The organism is Bowmanella yangjiangensis, from assembly GCF_018531185.1.
GTDB classification, from domain to species: domain Bacteria; phylum Pseudomonadota; class Gammaproteobacteria; order Enterobacterales; family Alteromonadaceae; genus Bowmanella; species Bowmanella yangjiangensis.
In genome coordinates this window covers 1,409,557-1,432,192 of record NZ_JAHDJU010000002.1, presented here as the reverse complement: position 1 = coordinate 1,432,192, position 22,636 = coordinate 1,409,557, and the positions used below count along the sequence as shown (strand labels likewise).

Here is a 22,636-nt window from a genome sequence, read left to right as displayed (position 1 = left end):
CAAACTCTTCAATTAAATATAAATCATGAATTTCTTGAGCCGACACTCGTTAACGAGTGCCCACACAGATTGTCTCGTTGCTAATTGTTAAAGAACAGTGCCTTATCAGGCGGCTTAAGTGAGGCTTTCCTCTCTCAAGCGGGACGCGCATTCTACGCCATCCGTTTTCTGTGTCAAGCAACTTTTTAACTCTTTCGTTGCTTGCCGCTCCCTGAATCCTTCTGCCTTCCTGGCTTGCCGGGCTACCCCGTCGAAGTGGTGCGCATTCTAGAGATTTCAGCGAAGCCGTCAACTGGTTTTTGCAAAAAACTTTTCGTTCGCGCACTTTTTGCACAGAAGCGTTATTTTCCTAAGTTTTCTTAAATAGAGAGACTTAGAGTAACAATGTCAGTTTTTCTTACACATCAGGGAGATACCACATTTTTTACACTTAAAAATCAAAAAGATAACAAGTGGATTAAATCTTGCATTGGAAAGCTTCCACTTATGGAATGCTGTTATCCCCTCTCTGGATATATTTTAATTCTTGTATTTAGAAAGGGGTTGTATAGCAGGGATATGCTTCCAAATGCTCGGCTGCTGTCGTATTGCATCGAAGCCTTCCAACTTTCATAGAGTAGATCTAAGGGTAAGCATTGTTAGACAAGACAGGCTCAGCTTACCTCTGAATAAATATATATAAAAAAACAACAACCAGGAGATAAAAATGACGTTTAGGAAGTCACTACTAGGCAGTTTGGTTTCAACTGCACTGGTATCTCTAACGGCAGCTAATGCTCTAGCACAAGAAATTGAAATTGATCGCAGCGGACTTAAAGCAATCTCAAGCGCCACCCTACCAAACAAAAGCGCAAGTCAAACCGCTACCTATATAGTTCAGTTGAAAGGTATGTCGGGCGTAGCTCAGGCACAAGAGCTGGGGGAACTCAAGCCAAGCAATCATCTTGCCGCAAATAAGGGTAACCTTTACAACGCCAAGTCTTCCAAACTTGTGGCGTATACCCAGCAGCTCAAAAACAAACAACAAGCCGTCGCTCAAGCCATTGGTGCGACCGATGTCTTGTACAACTACACCCATACCTTTAACGGTTTTGCCGCCAGACTGTCTCAGTCACAGGCAGAACAGCTACGCCAACATCCCGACGTAGCTGGTGTATGGGTAGATGAAAAACAACAATTAACTACAGCTAACACACCAGCCTTTCTTGGTCTTACCGGTGCAAATGGCCAGCATACGCTGGGGATTAAAGGTGAGGACGTCATCGTCGGTGTCGTCGATTCTGGCATCTGGCCAGAAAATCCAAGTTTTGCAGATGATGGAAGCTACAGCTCAACGGAAAATCTGGGTTGGAACGGTGTCTGTGACTCCGGTGCAGAGATGGCTGAAGGCACCTTTGAATGTAATAACAAACTCATCGGTGCTCGCTATTTCAAGGCTGGCTTTGAATCCAGCTATGAAATTCAGTATGGATTAGGCGAATTTGAATCACCTCGGGATGCTTCAAGTCACGGTACACACACGGCCTCCACTGCGGCCGGTAACGAAAATGTACCAGCAACACTGTTCGGCACTGATGTTGGTAATGTAACAGGTATTGCTCCTCGTGCACGCATAGCTGCCTATAAGGTTTGCTGGAATAGCGATTACGTTAGCCCTGAAGGTGTAGAAGAGCGAGGCTGTTTCGGCTCGGACTCAATGGCTGCAATTGATGCTGCCGTTGCCGACGGTGTAGATGTGATCAACTATTCAATCAGCGGCAGTCGTACCAGCCTGACCCCACCGCAAACCGCAGCGATGTTAAGGGCAACAAATGCTGGTGTATTTGTCTCTGTATCAGCTGGTAACAGTGGCACTGCTCCAGTTACCGTGGGAACTCCTGCACCTTGGGTAACCAGCGTAGCGGCCTCAACCTATGATGGCATCAGCTATGTTAATGCTATTGAGATTGTCTCAAGAGATCCAGCAGAGACCCTGCTTTCTACTGAAGGCTCTATTACCAAACCGTTGTCTGAATCTGGCGAAGTCACAGCTAAGGTTGTAATAGCAGAACCGCTTCTGGGTTGTTTCAACGGCGAGCCTAGCGCATTAGACAACGCGGCTGAAATTGCAGACAACATTGCTTTGTTAAAACGTGGTACTTGTAACTTCTCAGAAAAAGTAGAGCGCGCACAATTAGCCGGTGCAAAAGCAGTTATCGTCTACAGTGATACTCGCCCCGTAACTGTAATGGGAGGCACTGGCGCTTATGATATCCCAGGCGTGATGATTAACGGTACAGATGGTGAAGCCTTAAATGCTGCTATTACTGCCGGAGAAAATGTCACCATAAAGATGAGTGCAGGCTCATTCCAGCAACAGGTAGAAGCTGGCAATATCATGGCTGACTTTTCCTCCAGAGGTCCTAACGGCAATACTGAAGACCTGATCAAGCCGGATATCACCGCGCCAGGGGTGAGAATTCTGGCGGGAATTTCTTCAGCGCCAATGTTTGGCCCACAAGGCGAAACATATGGATACCTTAGCGGTACATCCATGGCTGCACCACATATTGCTGGTATGGCAGCTCTTCTGAAAGGCCAGAATCCATCTTGGTCACCTGCGCAGATAAAATCAGCCTTGATGACCACGGCCAGACAGGATGTTGTGGTTATGCATGACGAAAATGAGAATGTGATCAGCCCCATCCCGGCAACGCCATTTAATTTCGGTAGCGGCCATGCAGCGCCAGTTAACGCCATGGAACCTGGCCTGACTTATGATCTGAATGCCGGTGATTACTTCGGCTTTATGTGCGGTCAGGCGCAAAATAGCTTTGTTCAGACTGAATCGGGGCGCACCTGTAGTGAATGGGAAAGTGATGGATTTGCCACCGAAGCTAATCAGCTTAACTATCCCTCTATGGCCATCAGTGCACTGTCAGGGTCCAAAACACTGTCTCGTACAGTGAAAGATGTATCAGGACTAGGTGGCACATACGTAGCCAATATAGAAGCGCCTGCGGGTATCGACGTATCTGTACAGACCTTCGATTCGAATGGCGTAGAGACTGAAACCCAAGATCTCGTTGTGCCAGCCGATGGCCAGGCCAGCTATGCCGTGACCTTCAGCAAAAACGGTGAAGCAGTCATCGGTGAATGGGCATTTGGTGCTATCACCTGGACCGATGAAAATGGCCATTCCGTTCGCTCACCACTCGCAGTTAAAGCTGCTAGTGATGTGAAGATGGATATACCTGAAGCACTCTCTCTGCAATTGAATCGTGGTCGTGCCTCATTCCCTGTTCAGATGCTTTACAGCGGTTCAACCAGTCTCGATTACGCAGGCTTGGTTGCACCATTTGGCTCTAGCAGAACTGTATCACAGGACGAAGATAGGGAATTTGCGTTCAATGAGGTCGGCTTGGGCTTCCATGGCTTCCTGATCCCTGAAGGTACTAAAGTGGTCCGCTTCAGCTTGCGTGACAGCCTGGTGAGCGCCCAAGACACAGATCTTGATATGTACGTATATCGCTGTATCGCAAGAAGTTGCTCTCCTGTAGGTAGCTCTGCATTGGGTGGCTCAAATGAAGATGTAATTCTCACCAATCCGGAACCAGCAGCTAATGCTCCCGCTGGTGACTACTACATCGTGTTTGTGCATGGCTGGGATTTGGCTGGCAATCAAAGTGTTGATTACACCATGCCAGTATGGGTGGCCGACCAACAAGAGAGTACGACCAGCATACGTTCCACTCCACGAGCAATAGAAGGACGTTTCAATAACGTCACTATCACGACTCGAGGTTTGGAGCCTGGCTTCTTATATATGGGCGCCGTGACCTTCTTCGATGATGAAGGCGTTGCACAAGGTACAACAGTACTGGAAGTACAGCCTTAATGAAAAACAGGGGCATCTGCTGATGCCCCTTATTGAACACAACTGATTAATAGATATCGCAAAAGCGATACTTAGAATAATGAGTGAGACTAAAAATGAATAAAATAAAAAAACTACTTTCCACCTTGTGCCTCCTGGCCGCCGTATCAACGCAAGCCAATGCAGCGTTGATAACCCAAGATCTGATTGAAGTAGCATCAGATGGCAGTACCGGTATCATTGGTAGCATTACCATAAACACCAACGGTGCATTATATGACCCGGTGTTTGGCACAGGTGAAGTAGCCACTGCAGTGTCGTTTAACTTTCTGGGTTTTGATATTCCGCCAACCGATATCCTTTTCTTTCAGGCTATCTTTGATGTAAATAACCTACATGCTGGATTGGAATTCCTGAACTTCGATGTGACATTCATGCTGCCAGGATTAGTGAATTGGGCATTCGATGGCCTATATGAAACCGGTTCACTGGGTAACTACTTCAGTGTATTTGATTTAGATGCCGGCGACTTGGCGTTTTTTAATGAACTAGCTCTAGGTAGAGCAAGCGTAGTTTCTGAGCCAACAACACTGGCCATGTTCAGCCTGATGTTAGCTATGCTGGGTATGCGTCGTAAGTTACAAAAGTAACAAGCGAATACATAAAGAAGGCGCTGAAATCAGCGCCTTTTTTTATTGGTCTTTATTGGTTGGTGTCTCTTTATGTTCTGCTGCACCAAATTCAGCGTCAACTTGTTCATCGGCATCGCCAACGACATGTTCGAGCTTGACCTTATCAACACTTCTAAAAGTATTAATAGGCCCTGCCACAGCATAGAGTAAAAAGGTAATAAAAAGGACCAGGGACGGTTGAGTGGCAACAACCACAAAAACCAGCATAACAATGAGTAGCGCTACAAAAGGAACTTTGCCTTGCCAATTCACCTCTTTGAAGGAATTGTACTTAAAGTTACTTACCATCAACAAACCCGCTGCGGCCGTAACAAAAGCCACTATTACACCATAATCAGTGCCAACCGCTTCATACTCCACGCCAACCCAAACCAACCCTGCAACCAACGCCGCAGCAGCCGGGCTGGCTAATCCCTGAAAATAGCGCTTGTCAGCAATGCCAATTTGCGTGTTAAAGCGCGCTAACCTTAATGCTGCACCAGCCACATAAACAAAGGCTGCAAGCCATCCCAGTTTGCCTAGCTGTGTTAATCCCCATGTATAGGCAACCAAGGCAGGTGCAATACCAAATGAGACCATATCCGCCATTGAGTCATACTCAGCGCCAAATTCACTTTGAGTGTTAGTCATACGCGCTACCCGTCCGTCCAACCCGTCAAATAACATGGCAACGAAAATGGCTACTGCAGCCGCCTCAAAGTGACCATTCATTGCCGAAACAATGGCATAAAAACCAGAAAACAGGCCGCCGGTTGTCAGTAAGTTTGGCAGCAGATAGATACCTTTACGCTTGGTGTCGGTCATTGATTCCTCCCAGATTAATGGCGAGAAGATACCACAGGTCCCCAACATGACTCTAGCACAACCCAGAGATTGTCCTACAACCACGATGGATTCATTGCATTCACTTGCACAGCTGTCCACAATTTTTACAAACCGACCTCTTTGAGCCATGTCTCTCCATTGAGGGAAGACTTCATCCTTTTGATTAATATAGAAAAATAAAAAGTGGAATGAATACTGCTATAGCTTTTAAGTATCATTGGGGCAGGAATGAAAAAGATGTTTAAGAAATCTTTACTACTGATTGCGGCGCTGATTTGCGGTCAAGCATCAGCAGGCACAGAGACTTGGAATTTAGGTAATGCCGCGTTTGGCGGTTTTGGCAACTCAAACTACCTGAGTATGAATGTCGATGGTATTGGTCTAACGATTACCGGTTGGACAGATGCCACAAATCAAGGCGGCAAACTAACCCAGAGCCAACTTGGCCGTTGGTCAGGGGGCGTTGGTATAGAGAATTTAGGAAGTCCAGAGCATGGCGTTGATAACAGTAACGGCTTCGACGCCCTGTTGCTGAGCTTCGATACCGCTGTATCTTTAGATGGTGTGAGTATCAGTTGGTATCAAGGTGACGCTGACATGTCTTTTGCTGCATATACTGGCGGCGGTAGTGTAAATAGCCTGGCTAATCTAAGTTGGAACCAGTTTTTATCTAATGGCTGGGTATCACAAGGTGATTATATAGGTACAGCGAGTTCAGCTTATCGCAGTGTCAGTAGTTCTGTGACATCCAAATACTGGTTAGTTGGTGCGTACAACCCGGCATTCGGTGGCAGCGCAAACTATGCGTCGGGTAAGGATTATATGAAAATTAGCGGTTTGTACACACAAAGCCCTGACACTCCAGATGGCACACCAGGTACCAGTGTTCCTGAACCAGCAGCCATTCTGCTTTTTGCCCTTGGTTTACTGTGTTTGCGCCGCACAAATAAAGTATCCTGATATTTCCTGATGACTTATAAGGGTAGCCAATCAGCTACCCTTTGTCTTTTAAGCTTCCGGGAGACACCATGAAACATCTTCTCGCTTGTCTGCTATTGCTCTGTTCTATGCCCCTACGGAGCGCTGATTACTCTCAAAATTATGAGTCCGCTTTATCGGCTTATGAGGAAAGCAAGATAGAGGAGGCATTTATTCATCTGAAAAATGCGCTGCAAGAAAACCCATCCCACCTCCCCTCAACTTTGCTGATGGGCAAAGTCTATTTTACGGCGGGTAATATGGCGGCTGCCGAGCAGCTGTTTGATGAAGCCTTAGAGCTAGGCGCCGATTTACACTTGGTATTGCCACTACTTGGAACCAGCTTATTATTACAGCGTAAAGTTGACGAACTACTAGTATTGGAAGAACAGTATTACAGCCTTAACGATGAAGGTCGTTTTGAATGGCATCTATTGCGTGGGCAAGCTTACCTGCTGGAGAACAAACCGGAACTGGCTGAACAGGAGTTCAAGTTGGCTTTGCAACTTTTCCCCGATGAAGTGCGGGCACGTAACCTCATCGCCACCTTTTTAATACAAACCGGTCAAACTGACAACGCTGAAGAATGGGTTGTACAGTCTTTGCAACTGCAGCCCAATAACGAGAAAACTCTGGAGTTGATGGGCGAACTCAGACAACGTCAGGGAAACTTAGAACAGGCGCTGAACTATTATCAGCAGGCCTACAAGTTAGACAATGATGACCCAGTTATTCAACGAGGGTTGGCTCAGGTTTACTTTAGCTTAGCTAAATATCAGCAAGCCGGTGAGATGAATGACAAACTACTGACATTGTCGCCTTCTGATCCAACCGCTAATTTGATGAAAGCCTGGTTGCTCAATCGTCAAGGGAAGGCCAAGGAAAGTCTGGCACTGCTGAATGACATCAGTAGTAAACTCGCCAGGCTGGACCCGGCTGGTGAACTATATAAAGGCAGCAATCAATATCTACACGGCTTGGTGGAATTTCTTCAGGGTAACATAGAGTCTACACGCAGTATCCTTGGCCGTCTGCTGGAAGAGCGTCCCAATGAAGACCGTGCACTGCGAATTCTGGTGGAAACTTATATCCAGGCAAGTCAACCGGATAAAGCGGTTAGTTTGCTGGAACAACACCAACGCCTGACCAAGTCCAATCTGGATTTAAGCCTGACCTTATTTAAGCTTTATTTGCAGCAAAACAATCAGTTCAGAGCAGAGCAGTTACTCAGAGAACTAAATCGAAAATTCCCTGAACAATCGGCTATTCTGATTGCCCGCGCCAATTTACTTAGTCTGCAAGGCAAATCAGAACAAGCGCTTCAAGTCATTGCCGGTCTCGAGGTTCCCGTCCAGAATCTTGGCTTTCATTTACTAAAGAGTAAGCTACTTCTAGATACAGGGCGTTCAGATCAAGCCTTGAGTATCAGCGAACAACTATTGAAACAATATTCTGAGCACATAGATGTACTCAATTTGCATGCCGCAGTCTTGATAGAGACCGGACAGTTTCCGCAGGCTGAAAATGTCATCCAAGCCGTGCTAAAACAATCACCTGATAACTTATCAGCCAACTTTAACCTGGCCATCTTAGCCCATAAACAAAATAACTATGCACAAGCTGAGCAGCTTACAACAGCAATCATTAAGCTACATCCTGATAATGTTCGCGCCATATTATTAATGGCAGACTTATCTTTATCTCAGCAACAGTTAGATGAAGCAGCCAACTGGATAAACAAAGCACTATTGTACGAGCCTGAGCATGCACAAGCGTCGCGCAGGTTGCTACAAATCTATGTTCAGCTGCAAAAATGGCCTGAGGCATCTACCCTGGCCAATCAACTGCGCCAGAATAATCGCCTTGATCCAGAGCTTGTCTACCTACAGGCGCAAGTGCTCATGGCGCAAAAGAATTACGTTGGTGCCAAAACAAATTTGGATCTGCTTTACGACTTATGGAGCACTTCCGCGCCACAACTATTAAGCTTGGCAGCTATGCAAACTCAGATAAAAGATATTGCAGGGGCGAGAAAATCCTTGGCTACTGCAGAGCTCAAAGCACCAGAATCTGTGGATATCAAACTAGCACAGACCCGACTTGAGCTTAACGCTGGAGACCTCGCAGCAGCCAAGTCTTATCTGAAATCCTTGCCTAACATGCAAATTAAAGCCACACAACTTTCTCTGATAAAGGCAGAACTCGCCACCGTGGAGAGACATTGGCCACAAGCCTTACAACATTTGCAGCTTGCTATTAAGCAAGATGAAAATAACCTTGCAGCCATTGTTATGTTTTATCAGCTCAGCCGACAAGGCATCGGCGCTGCTGAGTTCCAACAGGCGATAGAGCAACGGCTAAGCACTCAGGCAAAGCCGGATTGGGTGAGAAAATTACTGGCAGATAGCTACCTGGACACACAACAAAGCGCCAAAGCCATCCAGCACTATGAACAGTTGCTATCGACACCTGAGTTTGAAAACCACCCAGCTGTGCTAAACAACTTGGCCAACCTGTATGCCGTGACAGACCTGGAAAAAGCGCTGACCACGGCTGAGCGAGCAAAATTGATTGGCCAACCTAGCCCCGCGCTGATGGATACACTAGGCTGGCTAAATGCAAGAATGGGTCGATATGACCAAGCGCTGCCCCTATTGAGGGAAGCCTATGTTCTGGACGCTGGCAATCCGGAAATCCGCTATCACCTGGGCTACGTGTTAAGTAAACTCAACCGTCTTGACGAAGCACGGGTGCAATTGCAAGAAGCCACCAAAAGTACTAGTTATCCTGAATTTCAGGATGCGGTGCTGCTGCTTGACAGCCTGAATAAGTAAGGGCCGCTATTGCGGCCCCTAGTTAACTTGCAGCAGATTATTGAATTACAAACTCACCATTTTCAACGTCCACCTGTATAGTGGATTCAGGCAAAATGGCGCCGCTGAGCAGTTTTTGCGCCAGCGGATTCTCTATCTCATGCTGAATAGCGCGTTTCAGTGGTCTGGCGCCATAAACCGGATCGAAACCTGCATCGGCAAGTTTATCCAGGGCCGCTGTACTTAAGGACAACAGGTAGCCTTTATCACTCAGACGTTTGGTCAGCGAGGCTAGCTGGATCTCGGCGATAGCTTTGATTTGCGCATGTCCAAGCGGATGGAAAACCACGGTATCGTCAATCCGGTTAATAAATTCCGGTCTGAAGTGCTGACTCACCACGCCCATGACCAACGCTTTCATTTCCTCATACTGCCCTTGCGCAGCTTTGTCCTGAATAATGTCTGACCCTAGGTTGGAAGTCATAATCACCACGGTGTTTTTAAAGTCCACCGTACGTCCCTGACCATCGGTTAGTCGGCCATCATCCAACACCTGCAGCAAAATATTGAATACGTCTGGGTGGGCCTTCTCTACCTCATCCAGCAATACGACCGAATAAGGCTTGCGCCTTACCGCCTCAGTCAGATAGCCGCCTTCTTCATAACCAACGTACCCTGGAGGCGCACCGACCAAACGTGACACTGAGTGCTTCTCCATAAACTCAGACATATCAATACGCACCATGGCATCCTGGGTATCAAACAAAAACTCCGCCAAGGCTTTACATAGCTCGGTTTTACCCACCCCGGTTGGCCCTAAAAACAGAAAGGAGCCTATGGGGCGGTTGGGGTCAGCCAAACCGGCGCGGGAGCGACGAATGGCATTGGACACGACATTTACCGCCTCTGCCTGCCCGACCACTCGTTTATGCAGCACATCTTCCATGCGAAGTAATTTCTCGCGCTCACCTTCCAGCATTTTGGAAACCGGAATACCAGTCCAACGCGACAAAACTTCGGCAATTTCTTCATCGGTCACCTTATTGCGCAACAATCGGGTTTCCTGATGCTGTGCTTCATCAGCACGTTCCAATCGGCGCTCCAACTCTGGAATTCGACCATATTGCAGTTCTGACATTCGATTTAAGTCGCCGGCACGACGGGCAATTTCCAGATCCAGTTTAGCCTGCTCCAACTCGGCCTTGATGTGCTGCGTGCCTTGCATGGCCTCTTTTTCGGCGTTCCAGAGTTTCTCGAACTCTTTAAACTTCACTTCGAGACCTTCGCGTTCCTGTTCAATCAATTCCAGACGTTTATGGCTGGCGTCATCGGTTTCCTTGGCCAGTGCCTGCTCTTCAAGCTTAAGCTGGATAATACGCCGCTCCAGCCTGTCCATATCTTCGGGCTTGGAATCAATTTGCAAACGGATACTCGACGCCGCTTCATCTATCAGATCAATGGCTTTATCGGGCAATTGACGGTCACTAATATAACGATGGGATAATGAAGCCGCCGCCACAATAGCCGGGTCGGTAATATTTACAGAGTGATGCAGCTCATAACGCTCTTTGAGACCACGCAAAATAGCAATGGTGTCTTCAACTGAAGGTTCATCCACCAGCACTTTTTGGAAACGACGCTCCAAAGCCGCATCTTTTTCTATGTACTGGCGGTACTCATCCAGAGTGGTGGCGCCGACGCAGTGCAGCTCGCCACGGGCCAGTGCTGGCTTAAGCATGTTGCCGGCATCCATGGCACCTTCGCCCTTTCCGGCCCCTACCATGGTATGCAGCTCATCAATAAACAGGATGACCCGGCCTTCTTCTTTGGCCAGTTCATTGAGTACGGCTTTCAAGCGCTCTTCGAACTCACCACGGTATTTAGCACCGGCAACCAGCGCCCCCATATCCAGTGATAAAACCCGCTTGTTTTTCAGTCCTTCGGGAACTTCGCCGTTAACAATACGTTGCGCCAGTCCTTCTACTATGGCGGTTTTACCCACCCCTGGCTCACCAATCAACACCGGATTATTTTTGGTACGGCGCTGCAACACTTGAATAGTGCGGCGAATTTCCTCATCACGACCAATAACAGGATCCAGCTTGCCTTGCTCGGCTCGCTCAGTCAGGTCGGTGGTAAACTTTTCCAAAGCTTGGCGTACGTCCTCGGCATTAGGATCCGTCACCTTCTGGCCGCCACGCAGCTTCTCAATCGCCTGCTCGGTCTTTTGCTCCGTCAGGCCCAAGTGGCGCAGGGTTTCTCCCAGTTTGCCTTTGTCCTGCAAGGCAGCCAGCACAAAGATCTCGGACGTGATGTAATCGTCTTTACGCTTTTGCGCAATTTTGTCGCATAAATTAAGTAAAACGGCGGAATCTTTGCCAAGTTGCACGTCGCCACCCACGCCTTGCACTTGTGGCAGGCGCTCAATGATTTCAGATAAGGCAGAACGCAGTGCATTATTGTTAACGCCGATTTGCTCCATTAACGGGCGCACGGAACCGCCCTCCTGATTCAGTAATGCCATCATCAGGTGAGCAGGTTCAATATATTGATGATCACGGCCCAGTGCCAATGACTGGGCATCAGAAATGGCAAGTTGAAACTTGCTGGTCATTTTATCTAAACGCATGAAATACCCTTCAATTCAGAACCAAGTTGTCCTAGTTATGGGTATCTTTTGCGCAGGATTCAAGGGTGAAGCGAGGGGCTAGGTTGCGCTGGATCAATGATCCTCTAACCAAATAAGGCTGGCCATGCGCCCAGTCTGACCATCACGACGATAGGAAAAAAACTGATTTGATTGCTGGTAAGTACAGTACTCACCGCCAAAAATCGATGTCACCCCTACTCTGGCTAACCTCGCTCTGGCCAGTTGATAGATATCGGCCAGGAATTTACCTGTGTTGGTGGTTGGCCTAAAAGCTTTAGTATCTTGTGCAAATGCAGCACAGACCTCTTCACCAACCTCGAAAGCCGACGCCCCGATAGCCGGCCCAAGCCACACTAAATAATCGTCGGGATTTCCGGGTAATGCCGTCAGGGTATTTTCCAGCACACCGCCCGCCAGTCCCCGCCAACCTGCATGCGCCGCGCCAACCGCCAGTCCCTGTCGATGACAAAACAGCACTGGCAGGCAATCTGCCGTCATCACGGCACAGGTAACCCCGGAATCAAAGGCAATAGACGCATCTGCCGACACATCTTGCTCACTGTCAGCACGCAAGCTATGTACGCGATTACCGTGCACCTGATTAAGCCAGATGATCTGCTCGTTATGGGGTAGTTGGCGGCGATTGGCTAAAACGTCAGCGTCCCTGTCGCCAACATGCAGGCCGAGATTCAAACTGTCGAATGGCGCGCTGCTGATGCCACCCTGGCGGGTAGTGGATAAAGCCTGAACTCGCTTGTGTGCAGGCCAATCCGGAAGAATAAACACTTAATCCCAGCCTTGGTCGTGGGCTTTGGTATCCGCGCGTAACGTGGTCAGCAAATCAACCATATCTTGCGGCAGCGGCGCCTGCCAGCTTAACCACTCGCCAGTGATAGGGTGAGCCAGCTCAAGCTGTGCGGCATGCAGCGCCTGGCGTTTGAAATCCCGCAACATATCGCGCAACTCTTCACTGGCAGACTTAGGTGGACGTGGACGACCACCGTATAATGGATCGCCAACAATTGGGTGATGCAAGTGCGCCATATGCACCCGAATCTGGTGGGTACGACCGGTTTCCAGCTTCAGACGCAAGTGGGTGTGGGCACGAAACTTCTGGATAACCCGGTAATGAGTAACCGCAGGCTTGCCACCCATCCGAACCGCCATGCTGGTGCGCTTGGTTTCATGGCGGGCGATAGGCTCATCAACCGTACCGCCAGCCACCATAGTGCCGTTGACCACCGCTTCATACTCGCGACTAATTTCACGTGCCTGTAGCTGTTCTACCAGGTTGGTCTGGGCCGGGATAGTTTTCGCGACCACCATTAAGCCAGTGGTGTCTTTATCCAGGCGATGCACAATACCGGCTCTTGGCACGGCACCTATGTTGGGCACATGATTGAGCAATGCATTGAGCAAAGTGCCGCTGCTGTTGCCAGCGCCAGGGTGCACCACCAGATCCGCCGGTTTATTCAAAACAAGAATGTGCTCGTCTTCGTATTGAATATTCAGCGCCATGGCCTGTGCTTTGTGCTGTTGCTGGACTTCTATGGAGGTCTGAATTAAAACCAGTTCTCCCCCCATCAATTTTTCTCTGGGCTTGTCCCAAACTTGTTGGTTAATCTGCACATGCCCGGCGAGAATCCAATCTTTAATGCGTGAACGCGAATAATCACTGAACAATTCAGCTAAAGCCTGATCTAAGCGTTTACCAATTAACGACTCTGGAACTTCAGCGTGTAACTCTAATCTTTCTTGCATCATCAGCTTCGACGGGCAGTTGATTCGCTACAAGGCAGCCGTCTTCTGTCTTGTGGAACAATGGCTTACATGAAGCCAGTTGGAATTCGACCGGCAATATCATGTGCATAGGCCAACACAGTCGGGTAGAATGCGTCGATATGTTGGGCACTTATTTTGAAACAGGGTGTCTATTCTAGCGGAATTTTGCACCCGGCAGAATCGCGTAAACGATAATGAGCGTTATGAATACGAGAGTTTTTTCAAAAAGTATATTGATCAGCGCCGCTTTAGTGCTGTCTGCTTGCTCCAGTTCTCCAGAAGAGGAAGACCTGGCGTTAGTCAATCAAGGTCCTCAGGCTTTATATGACAGAGCCAAAGAAAGTCTGTCTAACGGCAACTTTAATGGTGCCGCCACTACCTTAAGTGCGTTGGACTCCAGATATCCTTTCGGTCCATTGTCTCATCAGGTTCAGTTGGATCTGATTTATGCCTACTATAAGACCAGTAATACGGATCAGGCCTTAGCCACCATAGACCGCTTTTTGCGCTTGAACCCCAACCATTCCGATGTTGATTATGTGCAGTATATGCGTGGACTGGTCAACATGGATGCCGATTCAAACCTGTTCCAGGATATGATGGGCATAGATCGTTCTGATCGCGATCCCAGCATGGCCCGTGAAGCTTTTAACGATTTCCGCCAACTCCTGGAGAAATATCCAGACAGCAAGTATGCCGCTGATTCGCAAAAGCGCATGATGTTTATTAAAGACCGCCTGGCTAAATACGAGTTGGCTATTGCCCGTTACTATATGAAGCGACAAGCTTATGTAGCAGCAGCAAACCGCGGCCAGTATGTGCTGGAGTACTTCCCTGACTCCCCTCACCTGCAGGAAGCGTTAGAATTAATGGTAGAGTGTTACGAACAGTTGAATCTGCCGGAGTTAAAGGAAAATACCCTTAAAACCCTGAAACTCAACTTCCCCGATAGCAGCTACGCTGACTCTTGAAAAAAACGCGCCGATGGCGCGTTTTTTATTTAAAGAACAAATGACTGAATGGATTAAGCAAACGCGCCAAACCGGAAGTAAAGTGAAGCGGCTTATCCAACACGCTGAAAACCAAGCAGCCCTCCTCCGCCTCAGTTTTGGGAGTATGCGTATGGTGGCTGTCACAGCGAATAAAATCACCGGTGTCGTAATGTCCCACCCCATCTGAAAACTCACCGTCCAGTACCAGAGTCAACTCGCTTCCTCTGTGCGTATGTTCTGGTACTGTGCCGCCTTTCTCCATATAGATAAAATCAGCCCGACCATCAATTCCAAGGTCCACCCTGGCCTGCCACAATTTACCCACCATATGTGACCAGCCGCTGATCTTACCAGCGTAGCGCTGAAGACTTCTTGGCAGCGCAAACTGCCGGCCATCCAACTCCAAATACTGGATCTCAGAAGGCAATGTAAGGGCTACCGGGCTGGCCAGGATTTCGGTCAGCATATTTTGCATTTGCATATCCGGCAGTTCGCTCTGTTCATTGAGTAACTGCTCAGCCAGAGCAGCCTCCAACCCGGCAACCCGCTTTTGACATGCAGCACACATGTCAACGTGTGCCGAAATAATCAGGCTCTGTGCAGGTGCAGTAAGCCCTTGAGCAAACAACACCAGTTGCTGGTCTGTGGGATGTAGCTTAATCTTCATCTGACAACATCTCTTTAAGCCGTTGTAATGCCAACCGTGTGCGGGATTTCACTGTGCCCAGCGGTATACCCAATGCCTCTGCCACTTCCTGTTGTGATTTACCCTCGATATAGATGGCCTCAATGACCTGCTTTTGTTTATCCGGCAAGGCTTCAAATAGTTGCCCCACTTGCTCCAGCGTTACCTGATGGTCTAACTCTGGCTGTGCAGCATCTGCGGTTTGTTCACACAACACCGGCCACAAATCGTCGGCGCAAATGTCTTCCTTGCGGTGTTGCTGTTTACGAAGCATGTCGAAGCGAATATTCCGCGCAATGGTAAAAATCCACGTGGATGGCGCGCCTTTGTCGGTATCAAACAAATGCGCTTTTTGCCAAACATTGGTCAGGGTTTCCTGAACAAGCTCCATGGCCAGTGCATCATTACCCATCTGTTTTAGCGCATAAGAGCGTAGTCGAGGAGCAAAATGATGAAACAGCTTGGCGAACGACGCCTGACAGCGCCGAGAGGCAACACGCTGCAGGCAACGAACCATTTCATTGGTTATGTCAACTTGGGGCTGTTGATTGTTCAACTCAATTCCGACCAGCATGACTCTACCAGCAACCTTGTAATTCACTTTTCAATTAAATTACTTTTACGTTGCTGCCAGAAAAAAGATCAATGCAATAATTCTGTCAGAAATATCAGCACATTGCGGCAATCTTTTGCAGATAAAAGTGATTGTTTGACAGACGCCTCAACAGGCAACAACTCCAGCCATCGGAAAATAACCCACTGAGCATCATGAAATGCTGGCGTGGGATATAGTTCCTGTAAGTCGCTAAAGCGTTCAAACACATCCTGCAGTTTGCTTGTTACCAACTGTAATGCTTGCGGTTCCAGGCTTGCCGTCCAATCCCATGCCTCCTGGGGGAAGTAGCTGGCAACTCTCAGCTCATCTGACTCGGTTTCGATTTGTTCTATATGTAAGCCCGCCTGACCTTCCACCACAATACCTAGTAACCCATCCTGCAAGGTACTAAAGTCGACAATCTTGGCGAGGGTGCAGAGAGGAAAAATATGCTGGTTAGTATTTTTGTCCCCTTTAGGATCTAGCATGCAAATTGCAAAATCACGTTGACCCGCGCAGGCTTCTTTAACCATGCGCACATAACGGGGTTCAAAGATCCGCAACGACAAACGCCCTCCGGGCAATAAGTGCGCAGACAACGGAAACAGAGCCACAGGCTTTTGTACACCGGCCAAGAGAATCTCCAGTTAGCTGTTAACTTTGCGGCTTTATACGTACCCTCTTCATATAAAGATCTATCAACTGATGCTTTTGATCTTTTTACTTATTTACCCGTACTAATTGCAAAACCTAGTGGTGAGCTTGATGACGCCGTTACAACAAAAACTACAGGACTTATATCTATCACTCAGCAATGAATCGTTAGTTTCGCTGACTGAGATCTATAGCGAGCAGATCGAGTTTGTCGACCCTGTGGGTTCGCATCGCGGCATAACGCAGCTGAAAAGCTATTTCGCGAATTTGCTTAGCAACTGTATAACCTGCCGGTTTGATATTCACAGTCAGGATCAGGCCGAGCAAAAGCTGTTTATTCGCTGGACCATGCATTATGCCCATCCCATGCTCAGTAGTGGAAAGTTGTTAAGTTTGGATGGAATAAGTGAACTGCACATTGAAGATGGACTCGTCAGCTTCCAGCGTGATTATTATGACCTGGGTGCCATGATGTATGAGCATGTGCCTCTGCTGGGCAGAGTGATACGCAGGCTGAAACAAAGGCTTAGCTCATGACCAAAATTTTAATTACCGGTGCCAGTTCCGGGATTGGTGAAGCCTTGGCGTTGAAATGTGCGCAAGCAGGTTGGCATGTCATCGCCTGCGGTCGGGATGCCAGTAAGCTGGCAGAACTCGATAAAATCGCGCTCATTTCCATCCTGGCTTTCGATGTCGCAAGCCCCCAAGAGTGCCAACAGGCTCTGGCACAGATCAAGCCTGATATTGTGGTGCTAAACGCCGGTACGTGCGAATACGTGGATATCGACGACTGGGATCCAGAACTGTTCCGACGGGTTTTCGACGCTAACTTTTTTGGCGTGGTCAATTGTCTCTCAGCCCTGCTCCCCAATCTTAGCAAAGGCTCAACCCTGGCGATTGTAGATAGCCTAGCGCGATTATTACCCTTTACCCGCAGCCAGGCCTATGGTGCAAGTAAAGCGGCAGTGCACTATCTGACCAAAAGCTTACAAACAGATCTAAACTCTCGTGGTGTTCAGGTAAAAAATATCTCACCCGGCTTTGTCAAAACGCCCCTGACCGACAAAAATGATTTCAGCATGCCTGATTGTATTAGCGCTGAGCGGGCGGCGGAGCACATATTCGAGGGACTCAAGTCGTCCCGGACCAGTGTTTATTTTCCCTGGCGTTTTGCATTTATTATCCGGCTGCTGTCCTGTTTACCAGATGGCGCACAGCAGTGGTTATGTCAAAGGATGAAAAATCAATGAAGCAACGTATCGCTGTTATAGGCAGTGGCATTTCAGGCTTGGTCTGTGCACATTTGCTGCATCAGGAACACGATTTATGGCTTTACGAAGCAAATGACTATATAGGCGGCCACACCCATACCGTGGATGTCAGTGTCGATGGTGAAAAACAGGCGGTTGATACTGGCTTTATTGTCTTTAATGACTGGACGTATCCAAACTTTATCCGCCTGCTCGACAAATTAAAGGTGGCAAAGCAACCCACCGAGATGAGTTTCAGTGTACAGAACCGAGTACAAAACCTTGAATACAATGGGCATGGCTTAAACAGCTTATTTGCACAACGACGTAACTTATTGCGCCTCAGCTTCTACAAGATGCTCGGGGACATCATTCACTTTAATAAAGTGTGTAAACAACTACACAGCCAGAATACCGTGCCAGATACGACCCTAGGCGAATTTATCCACGCACAGGGATTAGGTGAAAACTTTGCGCAGAATTACATTCTCCCCATGTGTGCGGCTATCTGGTCTGCGAGTCTGGAAGACGTAAAAGCCTTTCCCTTACGTTTTTTCCTGCAGTTTTTTAATAACCATGGGCTTCTGAACATTGTGAACCGTCCGCAGTGGTATACCCTGATTGGTGGGTCAAGGAGCTACATTGGCCCTATTACCAGCGGATACCGAGAGCGCATTTTGCTAAGTAGCCCGGTTCAACAGGTTATCAGACAGCCGGACGGCTACCTTATTCAGGCATTAGGCCAGCCCGAGCGCATTGTCGATCAAGTCATTTTTGCCTGTCACAGTGACCAGGCTCTGGCCATGCTGGCAGACGCCACTCCAAATCAACAGGAAATACTTAGTGCGATTCGCTACGCGCCAAATGATGTAGTGCTACATCTGGATACTGAGCTATTACCCAAGCGAAAAGCGGCCTGGGCTAGTTGGAATTACCGAATCAAAGGGACAGAAGGCGAAGCGCAGCGTCCAGCCTCCGTCACTTACAACATGAACATACTGCAGCGCATGCAAAGCCAGCATACATATTGTGTGACCCTGAACAATAGTGCGGATATTCAGTCAGCGAAGATACTACAACGCTTTAACTACAGTCATCCCCAGTTCAATCATACCAGCCATAAAGCCCAACAGCGCCGTCAGGAGATTTGCGGACAACAGGGAGTACATTTTTGTGGAGCGTACTGGTACAACGGTTTTCATGAAGATGGTGTGCGAAGCGCTCTGGACGTGTGTGAACGATTTGGGGTAGGTCTATGAGCCACCGACTGTATACGGGTTTGGTATGGCACAAACGCCACCGTCCCGTTGCACACCAATTCAGTTATGGACTTAAACTGTTCTGGTTGGATCTACAAAAGCTTGAGCAACTGGAGGATTATTGGGGGATTTCCAGCAAGCGCTGGTCTGTACTTCGCTTTGACCGGCAAGATTATCTCACCCAACCTCATCGTTGTTTAGCTGAGGTCGCCAAGCAGAAAATGTCCGAACTCGCCGGTAACAGTCTGAATGGCGACGTATATCTACTTGCTCCACTTCGCTGGTTTGGCTTCTATTTCAGTCCGGTTAATTTCTACTATCTGCGTCAAGCTGACGGCAAGTTCAGTCATGTTTTGGCTGAAGTAAGTAACACGCCCTGGAATGAACGACATTGCTATCTTGTTGACCTCCAACATCAGCAGGAGACTGAAAAAGCCTTTCATGTTTCCCCATTTAATCCCCTCGCTATGCGCTATCAATGGCAGTTCAATCAGCCCTCTGACGTCGTCAGGGTCAAAATTGGTTGTACCACCACCCAGACGGATTTCGAAGCAGGCATTCAAATGCACGAGAAAAAAATGAACCGACGTGCACTTTTGAACGTAATGCTTAGCACTATGACTTTTAAAACCCTGGTCGCGATATACTGGCAAGCCATCAAAATTTTCCTAAAGGGCAATCCGGTATACGGCCATACATCCAGTCACAAGGAGTCTTGATGCAAGCGGGCGAACAACTTATCAATCAAACCGTACAACCGAATTGGCTGACCAAAGTGGCCCGTTCCACTGTATTGAAACTACTGGGACACCTAGCACATGGCGGGTTGGTGATAAAGGAAGAAGGGCGGCTGGTCGAGCGATTTGGTGATGGCGCCCATCCACTTCAGGCTGAAATCAATGTTCTCAGTCCGGTGTTCTACACCAGAGTCCTCACCGGGGGCTCTGTGGCGGCCGGGGAAACTTACACAGACGGCATATGGCAAAGCCCAGACCTCACTGCGGTTGTCAGGCTATTTGCAGCCAATATGATGCTACTGGATAAAATCGAACGCAGGATGAGTTGGCTGCGGTTACCAACCGACTGGTTGCACAAATTAGCCACTGCCAACTCGGTTTCCCGCTCCAAAGTGAATATTGCCGCCCACTATGATCTAGGTAATAACCTGTACCGGCATTTTCTCGATCACAGCATGATGTACTCTGCGGCCATATATCCAACCGCCCAGAGCACACTGGCCGAAGCACAGCAGCACAAATTACAAACCATCTGCGAGAAGCTGAATCTCAAAGCTGATGATCATTTACTGGAAATTGGTACAGGTTGGGGGGGACTGGCAATTTTTGCGGCTAAACACTTTGGCTGCAAAGTCACCACTACCACCATTTCTGAAGAACAATACAGCTACACGGCTGCACTTATTAAGCAGCAAGGCTTATCCGACAAAATCACCTTGCTTAAGCAGGACTATCGCAAGCTTAGTGGCAAATTCGACAAGCTGGTATCGATTGAAATGGTTGAAGCAGTAGGCAAAGCTTATCTGACCACCTTTTTTCGCCAGTGCAGCAAGCTGTTGAAAGCCGACGGATTGATGCTACTGCAATCCATTACGATCAGCGAAGCCAGACTTGCCAGTTACGCAAAAGGCCAGGACTTTATTCAGCGCTATATTTTTCCCGGCGGCTTTCTCCCTTCAGTGTCGTTGCTCTCGGACGAGATCCGACAGGCAACGGATATGGAAATTAGAGATTGCCAGGACATCGGCCTGCATTACGCAAAAACGCTGCAACATTGGCACCAAGCTCTGCACCAAAACCGGCAGTTGCTAGCCACTTATGGCTATGATGAGCGCTTTATTCGGCTTTGGTCTTTTTACTTCTGTTACTGTGAAGGGGGCTTTTTGCAACGCAGTATCAGTACTGTGCAATTGTTGCTCAGCAAGCCGGAGCATTTGGATGAGATATCGCGCCGCTAATTCCACCAGGCAGACACTGCAGAACCTGCTGTGGTTTCAGGTGTGTTGGTTTACTGCCGTGCTGGGTCAGAATGATTGGGTGTGGTTAATCATGTTGTTGCTAATCGCACACCTGCTGAGCCAGTCACCCAAAATGGGTGACTGGCCCGTGCTGGTTAGTTGTGCCGCCATCGGCATATCAACCGACATACTGCTGACGAAACTTGCCTTCTTTGCGTTTTCGCCTTCTCCAGTTTTAGCCATTCCTGTTTGGCTAATGGGGTTATGGCTTGCCTTTGCCGGTACCTTGAGCTACGGATTGCGTTGGCTGCAACCTCACACCTTTCTAGCCTCCGTACTCGGTGCGGTATTTGGCCCTCTGAGTTACTACGCTGGTATGCAACTAGGTGCTGTACAATTTGAACACCGCTTGTTCTTTACCATGCTTGTGTTAGCCCTGGTCTGGGCACTGCTGATGCCACTGTTCTGCTATATAGCAGCACACTTTCAGGAGGTAAAAGATGAAACCAATTAAACTATCGATAGTGCTCTGGCTCACCAGTTTCTCTTTGTTAGCAAGCCCCGTCAGTGAGCTTCAACTAATTGGACAGGCGAAGCTCAGAGTTTGGTTTTGGGATGTCTACGAGTCGGCATTGTATAGCCAAAATGGCGTTTATCAGGCCGGTGATTACCCGCAGGCACTAAGCATTACCTATCTTCGGGATATCAAATCCGCTGACTTAATCAACGCAACCCGAGAGCAGTGGCAACGTCAGGGACTTTGGTCAGAGCAAGCGCAGGATTGGTTAGATCAGCTCACCGCAATATGGCCTGACATTCGTCGTGGTGACACTCTGGTACTGAAAGTATCGCAAGAGGGGGTTAGTCATTTTTACTTTAACAACGCCGCCATCGGTCAGATAGAGCCTCCCGCCTTCGCTAACGCCTTTCTCGCGATTTGGTTATCCAATGATACCGAATATCCGGAGCTGCGAGCACAACTGACAGGAGAGAATACACCATGAAACACACCTTTGTGCTGATGCTTAGCCTAACCTTAATGTCCTGTACTTCATCACTTAAGGACCACAGCATTAGCTCTCCTCTTTTTGATTTGCAGACCTACTTTGACGGAAAAATCACGGCCAGAGGTATTGTTCAGGACTATAGCAACAAACTCACCAGACAGTTTTGTGTGGATATAGATGCCAGTTGGCAAGAAAATCAAGGAAGGCTGCACGAGACATTTTACTTCTCAGATGGTGAAACTCAGGTAAGAGTGTGGAAGCTACAAATACACCCTGATGGTCAGGTAACAGGTACTGCTGATGATGTTGTAGGCCTCGCTTCTGGAAGCGCAACAGGCAACGCCTTTAATTGGCAATATGTACTCTCGGTTCCCATTGACGACACAAGTTATGATTTCTTTATCGATGACTGGATGTATCAGCTTGACGATCATCACCTTATGAATCGCTCATACATGAAAAAGTTTGGCGTGACTCTCGCTGAGATAACGTTGTTTTTTAGCAAGGCACCGGTAAATGTCCCTTGCGAGCCCTAATACAACGCATATTAATAAGCCAAGCATTGTCTGTTCCTTTCACCTACAAGCCAGCGTCGCTCGATCCGCCTATCTCTAGCTACGTCA

Annotated in this window: 20 protein-coding genes; 13 read left to right on the top strand and 7 right to left on the bottom strand. The window is 48.2% G+C overall.

Going from position 1 to position 22,636, the window contains the following annotated elements:
- Nucleotides 1-706 precede the first annotated feature (706 nt).
- Both KJY73_RS21930 and KJY73_RS15550 read left to right on the top strand, forming a co-directional pair.
- Nucleotides 707-3,877, top strand: coding sequence for a S8 family serine peptidase (locus tag KJY73_RS21930; protein ID WP_214344589.1), 3,171 nt, complete (start codon nt 707-709; stop codon nt 3,875-3,877).
- Nucleotides 3,878-3,972: 95 nt separating this feature from the next.
- A complete protein-coding gene (locus KJY73_RS15550; RefSeq protein ID WP_214344588.1) occupies nt 3,973-4,506 on the top strand; it encodes a PEP-CTERM sorting domain-containing protein in 534 nt (177 codons plus the stop codon).
- Nucleotides 4,507-4,548: 42 nt separating this feature from the next.
- Here KJY73_RS15550 and pssA read toward each other — a convergent pair whose 3' ends face one another.
- Nucleotides 4,549-5,352, bottom strand: coding sequence for a CDP-diacylglycerol--serine O-phosphatidyltransferase (pssA, locus tag KJY73_RS15545; RefSeq protein ID WP_214344587.1), 804 nt, complete (start codon nt 5,350-5,352; stop codon nt 4,549-4,551).
- 258 nt (nt 5,353-5,610) lie between these two features.
- Between pssA and xdp1 the strand changes: the two genes are divergently transcribed.
- Together xdp1 and prsT are read left to right on the top strand one after the other, a co-directional pair.
- On the top strand, nt 5,611-6,333 hold the full coding sequence (xdp1, locus tag KJY73_RS15540) for an exosortase-dependent surface protein XDP1 (protein ID WP_214344586.1): 723 nt from the start codon (nt 5,611-5,613) through the stop codon (nt 6,331-6,333).
- A gap of 68 nt (nt 6,334-6,401) precedes the next feature.
- Nucleotides 6,402-9,185: an XrtA/PEP-CTERM system TPR-repeat protein PrsT gene (gene prsT / locus KJY73_RS15535; protein WP_214344585.1), complete on the top strand. Its 2,784-nt coding sequence runs from the start codon at nt 6,402-6,404 to the stop codon at nt 9,183-9,185.
- 37 nt (nt 9,186-9,222) lie between these two features.
- Here the strand turns inward: prsT and clpB are convergent, their stop codons facing one another.
- From clpB to rluD, 3 genes are all read right to left on the bottom strand, one after another.
- Nucleotides 9,223-11,793 (bottom strand): ATP-dependent chaperone ClpB, encoded by a 2,571-nt coding sequence (gene clpB, locus KJY73_RS15530; RefSeq protein ID WP_214344584.1) that lies wholly within the window; start codon nt 11,791-11,793, stop codon nt 9,223-9,225.
- Between the two features lie 93 nt (nt 11,794-11,886).
- Nucleotides 11,887-12,600 carry a peptidoglycan editing factor PgeF gene (gene pgeF, locus KJY73_RS15525; RefSeq protein WP_214344583.1) on the bottom strand — a complete coding sequence of 238 codons (714 nt, stop codon included), beginning with the start codon at nt 12,598-12,600 and terminating at the stop codon, nt 11,887-11,889.
- Nucleotides 12,601-13,575 (bottom strand): 23S rRNA pseudouridine(1911/1915/1917) synthase RluD, encoded by a 975-nt coding sequence (gene rluD, locus KJY73_RS15520; RefSeq protein WP_214344582.1) that lies wholly within the window; start codon nt 13,573-13,575, stop codon nt 12,601-12,603. It abuts the gene before it with no gap.
- Between the two features lie 224 nt (nt 13,576-13,799).
- On the opposite strand from rluD, the gene KJY73_RS15515 reads away from it, so the two are divergent.
- Nucleotides 13,800-14,567, top strand: coding sequence for an outer membrane protein assembly factor BamD (locus KJY73_RS15515; protein ID WP_214344581.1), 768 nt, complete (start codon nt 13,800-13,802; stop codon nt 14,565-14,567).
- A 25-nt stretch (nt 14,568-14,592) separates the two neighbouring features.
- Here the strand turns inward: KJY73_RS15515 and KJY73_RS15510 are convergent, their stop codons facing one another.
- The 3 genes from KJY73_RS15510 to KJY73_RS15500 all read right to left on the bottom strand — a co-directional run bounded on the left by KJY73_RS15510 (nt 14,593) and on the right by KJY73_RS15500 (nt 16,503).
- Nucleotides 14,593-15,255 (bottom strand): ChrR family anti-sigma-E factor, encoded by a 663-nt coding sequence (locus tag KJY73_RS15510; RefSeq protein ID WP_214344580.1) that lies wholly within the window; start codon nt 15,253-15,255, stop codon nt 14,593-14,595.
- Nucleotides 15,245-15,847 (bottom strand): sigma-70 family RNA polymerase sigma factor, encoded by a 603-nt coding sequence (locus KJY73_RS15505; RefSeq protein ID WP_214344579.1) that lies wholly within the window; start codon nt 15,845-15,847, stop codon nt 15,245-15,247. The genes KJY73_RS15510 and KJY73_RS15505 overlap by 11 nt, the downstream gene beginning before the upstream one ends.
- Before the next feature lie 68 nt (nt 15,848-15,915).
- Nucleotides 15,916-16,503, bottom strand: a complete 588-nt coding sequence (locus KJY73_RS15500; protein WP_232848624.1) for an LON peptidase substrate-binding domain-containing protein — start codon at nt 16,501-16,503, stop codon at nt 15,916-15,918.
- A 130-nt stretch (nt 16,504-16,633) separates the two neighbouring features.
- Between KJY73_RS15500 and KJY73_RS15495 the strand changes: the two genes are divergently transcribed.
- The 8 genes from KJY73_RS15495 to KJY73_RS15460 are packed head-to-tail and all read left to right on the top strand — an operon-like array spanning nt 16,634 to nt 22,549.
- Nucleotides 16,634-17,059 (top strand): nuclear transport factor 2 family protein, encoded by a 426-nt coding sequence (locus KJY73_RS15495; RefSeq protein ID WP_214344578.1) that lies wholly within the window; start codon nt 16,634-16,636, stop codon nt 17,057-17,059.
- On the top strand, nt 17,056-17,772 hold the full coding sequence (locus KJY73_RS15490) for an SDR family NAD(P)-dependent oxidoreductase (protein ID WP_214344577.1): 717 nt from the start codon (nt 17,056-17,058) through the stop codon (nt 17,770-17,772). Before KJY73_RS15495 ends, KJY73_RS15490 begins: the two co-directional genes overlap by 4 nt.
- Nucleotides 17,769-19,031, top strand: a complete 1,263-nt coding sequence (locus KJY73_RS15485) for an NAD(P)/FAD-dependent oxidoreductase (RefSeq protein WP_214344576.1) — start codon at nt 17,769-17,771, stop codon at nt 19,029-19,031. The genes KJY73_RS15490 and KJY73_RS15485 overlap by 4 nt, the downstream gene beginning before the upstream one ends.
- Nucleotides 19,028-19,750: a DUF1365 domain-containing protein gene (locus KJY73_RS15480; protein ID WP_214344575.1), complete on the top strand. Its 723-nt coding sequence runs from the start codon at nt 19,028-19,030 to the stop codon at nt 19,748-19,750. The genes KJY73_RS15485 and KJY73_RS15480 overlap by 4 nt, the downstream gene beginning before the upstream one ends.
- Entirely contained in the window at nt 19,750-21,006 is a 1,257-nt protein-coding gene (locus KJY73_RS15475) for an SAM-dependent methyltransferase (protein WP_214344574.1), read from the top strand. Before KJY73_RS15480 ends, KJY73_RS15475 begins: the two co-directional genes overlap by 1 nt.
- Nucleotides 20,987-21,520 carry a DUF2878 domain-containing protein gene (locus KJY73_RS15470; protein ID WP_214344573.1) on the top strand — a complete coding sequence of 178 codons (534 nt, stop codon included), beginning with the start codon at nt 20,987-20,989 and terminating at the stop codon, nt 21,518-21,520. The genes KJY73_RS15475 and KJY73_RS15470 overlap by 20 nt, the downstream gene beginning before the upstream one ends.
- Entirely contained in the window at nt 21,507-22,010 is a 504-nt protein-coding gene (locus tag KJY73_RS15465; protein ID WP_214344572.1) for a chalcone isomerase family protein, read from the top strand. Before KJY73_RS15470 ends, KJY73_RS15465 begins: the two co-directional genes overlap by 14 nt.
- The gene (locus KJY73_RS15460; RefSeq protein WP_214344571.1) at nt 22,007-22,549 is read left to right on the top strand and encodes a DUF3833 domain-containing protein; all 543 of its coding nucleotides are present in this window, start codon (nt 22,007-22,009) and stop codon (nt 22,547-22,549) included. Before KJY73_RS15465 ends, KJY73_RS15460 begins: the two co-directional genes overlap by 4 nt.
- The last annotated feature ends 87 nt before the right edge of the window (nt 22,550-22,636 follow it).